Source organism: Frankia sp. CoWAU3 (assembly GCF_977971855.1).
In genome coordinates this window covers 1-6,848 of the sequence record NZ_CDWWXB010000193.1, presented here as the reverse complement: position 1 = coordinate 6,848, position 6,848 = coordinate 1, and the positions used below count along the sequence as shown (strand labels likewise).

Genomic DNA, 6,848 nt, shown 5'->3' with positions numbered 1-6,848 from the left:
CCGGAGGCCCACAGCGGCCGGTAGATCGCGTCCGCCCCGAACCATTCGGGATGGTCGCGGCGGGTCCGTAGCGCCCGGGCGACGACGAGCAGCTTCGCCGCGCCGGAGTCGTCGAGGGTCGGCGGGCGCCGCGGCGCACCGGTCTCGGCGGTCGACTCCACACCGATCTCGGCGAGCAGCTTGGTGCGGTCACCGTAGTTGACCGCCCGCCGGTTGTCCGGATCGACGAGGGAGAGATCCCACAGCTCCTGGCCCTGGTACACGTCCGCCACCCCTGGCATGGTCAGCTGGAGCAGCTTCTGGGCCAGCGAGTTCTGCCGGCCCAGCTCCACCAGCGTGGCGACGTACCGCTCCAGGATGCCGACGAACTCGTCGTCCTCCAGCACTGACTCGATGTAGTTCGTCAGGGCCGCCTCGTAGCCGGGGTCCTGGTCGGTCCAGCTCGTGTGGGTCTTCGCTTCCCGGACGGCCTTGAGCATGTACTGCGTGGCCCGGTCGGCGGGCAGCGGCCAGGCGCCGACCAGGGTCTGCAGCAGGAAGTAGACGGTGACCCGGTCGGGCCAGCCCTGCTCGGTGTCGCGGTGGCGTTCCCCGAGCCGCGCGAGCCTGCCGGCCACCTCGGCCCAGCCGCGGGGGTCCTCAGACAGCACCGCGAGCCGGGCCCGCACATCCTCCGACCGCTTGGTGTCATGCGTGGACAGGGTGGTCATCGTCAGTGGCCAGTTTCGCTGGACCGACAGGTTCGCCTCGTGGAACTCGGTGACGGCGCTGCGTGGGTGCCCGGTCGTGAACGCCGGGAAGCGGCCGGGGTTGCCGCCGACCTCGTTCAGGGCCAGCAACCGGGCATACCGGTAGAAGGCGGTGTCCTCGATGCCCTTGGCCATCACCGGCCCACAGGTCTGCTGGAACCGGACGACGAACTCGGCCGGTCCGCCCAGCGCCAGGTCCTCGATAAGATCGACCTCGGTCGCCCGCCCCGGCAGGTGGGACCGGGCCTGCTCGCAGGCGCGGACCACGTGCCCGCGGGCCTCCAGGCTCGGCGTGCCGTCCGGGCGGATGTAGGCCCGGTAGACGTCGAAGGCGGCGAGGATCTCGCACATCGCCTCGTGCAGACCGGTTCGGGTGAGGTCGGCCCGGGCCTCCCTGGCCTCCCCGAGCGCGAGGCTCGTCAGCCGGTCCACCTCGGGCTGGAGCACGCCCGCGAGGACGTCGAGCTTGGCGGCCCGCGCCTCGGCCTCGTAGTCGGGGTCCGCACGGGTGATCTCGCCGTAGAGCACCGCGAGGGGGTGACCCGCCATCGGGTCGAGAAACAGCCGGGTCAGCCGGCCGATCCCCTCGTAGCCGGTGGTGCCGTCGCAGGCCCAGGTGTCCGGCAGCGCCTCGTCATCCTCCAGGATCTTCTCGACGACGGTCCACACCCCGCCGGTGGCCTCCGACAGCCGGCGCAGGTAATCTTCCGGGTCCGCGAGCCCATCCGGATGGTCGATGCGCAGCCCGTCGAAGGTCCCCGCGCGGACCTGTTCGATGAGAATCCGGTGCGTGGCGGCGAACACGTCCGGGTCCTCCTGGCGCAGCGCGGCCAGGGTCGTGATATCGAAGAACCGCCGGTAGTTCAGCTCGGTCGCGGCGACCCGCCACCAGCACAGCCGGTAGAACTGCGCGTCGAGGGTCGCGGCGACGTCGTCGGGGTTGGCGGTGCCCGCGGCGACGGGCAGCACGTGGTCGTAGTAGACGACGACCCAGTCGCCGTCCTCGTCCTGTTCGACGGAGATCTCCCCGGCAGCCAGGCAGTCGGCGAGCCCGGCGCCCAGGATCGGCACCAACACCCGGCCGGGGTCGTCGGGGGAGGCCCAGTCGATGTCGAACCAGCTGGCGTAGGGGGATTCGGGTCCCTCGCGCAGCACCGACCACCAGGCCGCGTTCGTCGTTTCCGGGGCGATCGCCATGTGGTTGGGGACGACGTCGACGATCAGGCCGAGTCCCGCCTTGCGGCACGCGGCGACGAGCCGGCGCAGCCCGCCGGCCCCCCCAGCTCGGGATTGATCTGCCCGTGCTCGACGACGTCGTAGCCGTGGGTCGAGCCGGGCGCGGCCTCCAGCACGGGCGAGAGGTACAGGTGGGAGACGCCGAGCGTGGCCAGGTAGGGGACGACGACCGCCGCATCGGTGAGGGAGAAGTCCAGATTGAGCTGGAGCCGGTAGGTGGCGGTCGGTACCACCCGGTCGGCGCCGTACCCCCCGTCCGGGTGCGTCGGGTCAGCTGACACGGCGCAGCACGACGGTCGAGCGGGCGTCGAGTCCGATGGGATCGCCGGCCTTCACGGCCCTTCCCATGCTCGCGGGATCGAGGGCCGAGTGGAGCAGCGCGGTGTCGCTGAGCCGGGCGTCGACCTCGGCCGTCGACGCCCGGGTGTCGACGACGATCTCCCACGAACTGCCGAAACTGGTCGCCGGCGCCTGGAACCCGACCGGTTCGTGGTGGGCATTGAAGAACAGCAGGAACGAGTCGTCGATGATGGCCTGGCCCAGCGCGTCGGGGTCCGGTATCCCCTCACCGTTGAGGTAGACGCCGAGTGATCGCGCCGTCCCGGACTCCCAGTCGCTGTCGGACATCTCCGTGCCGTCCGGGCGGAGCCAGGCGATGTCCTTGACGGCGGGGTCGTCGCCGGAGAGCCCGTCGCCGGAGCGCCCGCCGCTGCCGTCCGCGTCCTGGCCGCCCGCCTGCCCGCCGGTGACCGCCTCGGCCGCGCCGTGCGTCGTGCCGCCCTGCCCGCGCAGCGACTTGCCCTGGAAGAACCGGCGGCGGCGGAAGATCGGATGATCATGGCGCAGCCTTGACAGCATGCCGGTGAACTCGATCAGGTCGGCGTTGCGCTCGGCGTCGGACCAGTCCAGCCAGGAGATCGGGTTGTCCTGGCAGTACGCGTTGTTGTTGCCCTGCTGGGTGCGTCCCATCTCGTCTCCGGCGACCAGCATCGGCACCCCCTGGGACAGCAACAGCGTCGTCAGCAGGTTACGGGTCTGCGCGGCGCGCAGGGACAGGACGGTCGGGTCGTCGGTGGGCCCTTCGACTCCGCAGTTCCACGACCGGTTGTCGTCGGAACCATCCCGATTGTCCTCGCCGTTGGCTTCGTTGTGTTTTTCGTTGTAGGAGACCAGGTCGTGCAGGGTGAACCCGTCGTGCGCGGTGATGAAGTTGATCGATGCCCACGGCCGGCGCCCGCTGTTCTCGTACAGGTCGCTCGATCCGGTCAGCCGGGAGGCGAACTCGGCGATCCCGTGGTCCTGCCCGCGCCAGAAGCCGCGGACGGTGTCGCGGTATTTACCGTTCCACTCGGTCCACAGTGGGGGGAAGTTCCCCACCTGGTAACCGCCCTCGCCGAGGTCCCACGGTTCCGCGATCAGCTTGACCTGGGAGACCACCGGATCCTGCTGGACGAGGTCGAAGAACGATGACAGCCGGTCGACGTCGTAGAACTCCCGGGCCAGGGTCGCCGCGAGATCGAACCGGAACCCGTCCACGTGCATGTCGGTGACCCAGTAACGCAGCGAGTCCATGATCAGTTGTAGCACGTGTGGGTGTCGTACCCGCAGGCTGTTGCCGGTGCCCGTGTAGTCCATGTAGTACTGGGGACGGTTGTCCACGAGCCGGTAGTAGGCGCTGTTGTCGATGCCGCGGAAGCACAGCATCGGACCCATGTGGTTGCCCTCGGCGGTGTGGTTGTAGACGACGTCGAGGATCACCTCGATCCCGGCCTCGTGCAGGTTCTTGACCATTCCCTTGAACTCCTGCACCTGGCGGCCGTGGCCGCCGGAGGCGGAGTAGCCGCTGTGCGGCGCCAGGAACGCGATGGAGTTGTAGCCCCAGTAGTTGCGCAGCCCGCGGCTGACCAGATGCTCGTCATGGACGAACTGGTGCACCGGCAGCAGCTCGATCGCGGTCACGCCGAGCTTGCGATAGTGGTCGATCATCACCGGGTGGGCGACTCCCGCGTAGGTCCCGCGGTACTCCTCCGGCAGGCCGGGATGGTTCTTGGTCAGCCCCCGGACATGCGCCTCGTAGATCACCGACTCGTTGTAGGGCCGGCGTGGCGGGCGGTCCCCGTTCCAGTCGAAGAACGGGCTGATTACCACCGACTTCATCATGTGGGGACCGGAGTCGGAGTCGTTGACGCTGTCGGGGTCGCCGAAGGTGTAGGGGAACACCGCCTGGTCCCAGGCGACCTCCCCGTCGACCGCCTTCGCGTACGGGTCGAGGAGGAGCTTGGTGGGGTTGCAGCGCAGCCCTCGGGCGGGGTCGTAGGACCCGTGGACCCGATAGCCGTAGCGCTGGCCCGGTCCCACGGTGGGAAGGTAGGCGTGCCAGACGAAGGCGTCCCGTTCCCGCAGGTCGATCCGCTCCTCGTTGCCCGCGTCGTCGAACAGGCACAGCTGGACCCGGTCGGCGACCTCGGAGAAGATCGCGAAATTTGTGCCCGATCCGTCGTATGTGGCGCCCAGGGGATAGGGGCTGCCGGGCCATACCTGTGACATACGACCGAAGCCTACGGGCCGAACGGTATTCGCGGGCCGGGGTCGCTTCATCCCGGGTTCGCGGCGCCTGCGATCCTTGAAGATTCTTTGATCGCCTGCTGAACGCCGCAGTCTATCATGGAGTCATGTCCGACGGGACGATCTGGATCGTCATCGCCGGCGCCCTGGTCGTCGGCGAACTACTGACGCTGGACCTGACGCTGGCGATGTTCGCGCTGGCCGCGCTCATCGGGGCCGGTGTCGCGCTGCTCGGCGTCGATCTGGTCTGGCAGATCGTCGCCTTCGTGGTCGCGGCGGGTGGATTCGGGCTGGGGCTGCGTCCGGTGGCGAAGCGTCAGCTGCAACGTACGCCGCCCCTGCTCACGGGTACCGACGCGCTCGTCGGAGAGCGCGCGATGGTGGTGGAGCGGGTCGACGGCGGCGGGGGTCGCGTGAAGATCAAAGGAGAGATCTGGTCGGCCCGGTCCTACCCCACCACCACCGTGCTCGAGGCCGGCAGCGAGGCGCGGGTGCTGCGCATCGATGGTGCCACCGCCATCGTCCACAGTTTCGAGCTCTGACGACCGGGGCCCCGGCGCCCCCGGCGATGCCAGTGGATGTGACAGCGCCGGCATCGGGCCGGCAGGCCTTCAACCGGCCGGCATCGGGACGGCCGGCATCGGGACGGCCGGCATCGGGACGGCCGGCATCGGGACGGCCGGCATCGGGACGGCCGACATCGAGGGGGCTGACAGTGAGGGGTACGCCATGGCAGGAGTGATCGCCGCCGCGATGATCGCGGTGGTCCTACTGATTTTTCTGGTCCGGGCGGTGCGCATCGTGCCGCAGGCGCGCGCGATGGTCATCGAACGGCTGGGCCGGTATCACCGCACGCTGACGCCGGGCCTCGCGATCCTGGTCCCGGTTGTCGACCGGGTGCGTGACCGCATCGACCTTCGGGAGCAGGTGGTCAGCTTCCCGCCGCAGCCGGTGATCACCGAGGACAACCTGGTGGTCGGGATCGACACGGTGATCTATTTCCAGGTCACCGACCCGCGGGCGGCGACCTACGAGATCGCGAACGTGATCCGGGCGATCGAGCAGCTGACCGTCACCACTCTGCGCAACGTGATCGGTGGGATGAACCTGGAGGCGACTCTCACCTCGCGGGACCAGATCAACGGGCAGCTGCGCGGCGTGCTCGACGAGGCCACCGGAAGGTGGGGAATCCGGGTCAACCGGGTGGAGCTCAAGGCCATCGATCCGCCGAAGTCCATCCAGGACTCGATGGAGAAGCAGATGCGGGCCGAGCGGGACCGCCGGGCCGCGATCCTGACCGCGGAAGGCGTCAAGCAGAGCGAGATCCTGCGGGCCGAGGGGGAGAAGCAGGCCGCGATCCTGCGGGCCGAGGGGGAGCGGGAGGCGCAGATCCTCACCGCTCAGGGCGAGGCCCAGGCGATCGACACCGTCTTCCGGGCGATCCACGAGGGTGACGCGGACCAGAAACTGCTAGCCTACCAGTATCTGCAGACGCTGCCGCGGATCGCCCAGGGGCAGGCGAGCAAGTTGTGGATCGTGCCCAGCGAGCTGACCACCGCCCTCGGCGGCCTCGGCGGCCTGTTCGGCGGTGCGGACCAGGCGGACAAGACCGTCGGGGCCCGTCCCGCGCCCTCCGAGGGTCCGTCCGCGGGACCTCCGTCAACCGGTTCGTAACTCCCGGGTCTACCGGTCCGGCGGCTCGTCGGTCCGGCGGCTCGTCGGCCGTCGTCGCCTGATCTTTTCGGGTGACCCGCCTCCTCGGATGACCTGCCCGATCGGCTCATCCCGAGCCCGTCACCAATGGTTGGTGCGGACAAGACTTCCGGCCATTTAGTGATACTTCAGGAGGAGGTAGGGCTAGTCCGCTGAGCCGGACCATGGGACGATTCACTCAGCCGAACGGGGGCGGGTCGACGGGCGCAGGGGAAGGCGTTCCTCGTCGACGGAGGTCCCGCGTGGTCGCAATGTCCCCGACAGCTCGTGAGCTGTCATCCGGCTCGTCGTCCTTCGCCGTGCCGGGCAAGCTGGCGGTTCTCGCCTGTCCGCCGGCGCTGTGCCCGCACCTGGAGTTCACCGTGTCCGGCGTTCTGTCGTCGCCAGTGTCGTTGACCTGGACGGCGCAGCCCGGCATGCCCGGATTTCTCTTCGCCGGGCTGGAGTGGCGGGCGTCGCCTGCTACCGCGGGGCGGGTGGCTGGCGCGCTGCGCCGGCTCGGGCATGTCACGTTCGAGACCGTCGAGGGACCCTCACCAGGGTGTGACGCCGAGCGGTACTCCTACACCCCCGATCTAGCGGGAG

4 protein-coding genes and 1 pseudogene are annotated in these 6,848 nt (G+C 69.4%); 3 read left to right on the top strand and 2 right to left on the bottom strand.

Annotated elements, in window-relative coordinates:
• A pseudogene (gene treY, locus AC08ON_RS14925) lies at nt 1-2,218 on the bottom strand (malto-oligosyltrehalose synthase); the annotation flags it as partial.
• A gap of 37 nt (nt 2,219-2,255) precedes the next feature.
• Complete coding sequence (glgX, locus tag AC08ON_RS14920; protein ID WP_476608011.1) at nt 2,256-4,532, bottom strand: glycogen debranching protein GlgX; 2,277 nt, start codon at nt 4,530-4,532, stop codon at nt 2,256-2,258.
• Between the two features lie 125 nt (nt 4,533-4,657).
• Here glgX and AC08ON_RS14915 point away from each other — a divergent pair, with 125 nt between their 5' ends.
• The 3 genes from AC08ON_RS14915 to AC08ON_RS14905 all read left to right on the top strand — a co-directional run.
• Nucleotides 4,658-5,092 (top strand): NfeD family protein, encoded by a 435-nt coding sequence (locus AC08ON_RS14915; protein WP_476608010.1) that lies wholly within the window; start codon nt 4,658-4,660, stop codon nt 5,090-5,092.
• A 187-nt stretch (nt 5,093-5,279) separates the two neighbouring features.
• The gene (locus AC08ON_RS14910) at nt 5,280-6,224 is read left to right on the top strand and encodes an SPFH domain-containing protein (protein ID WP_476608009.1); all 945 of its coding nucleotides are present in this window, start codon (nt 5,280-5,282) and stop codon (nt 6,222-6,224) included.
• Nucleotides 6,225-6,514: 290 nt separating this feature from the next.
• A partial coding sequence (locus AC08ON_RS14905; RefSeq protein WP_476617178.1) for a DUF3145 family protein occupies nt 6,515-6,848 on the top strand: 334 nt, incomplete at its 3' end.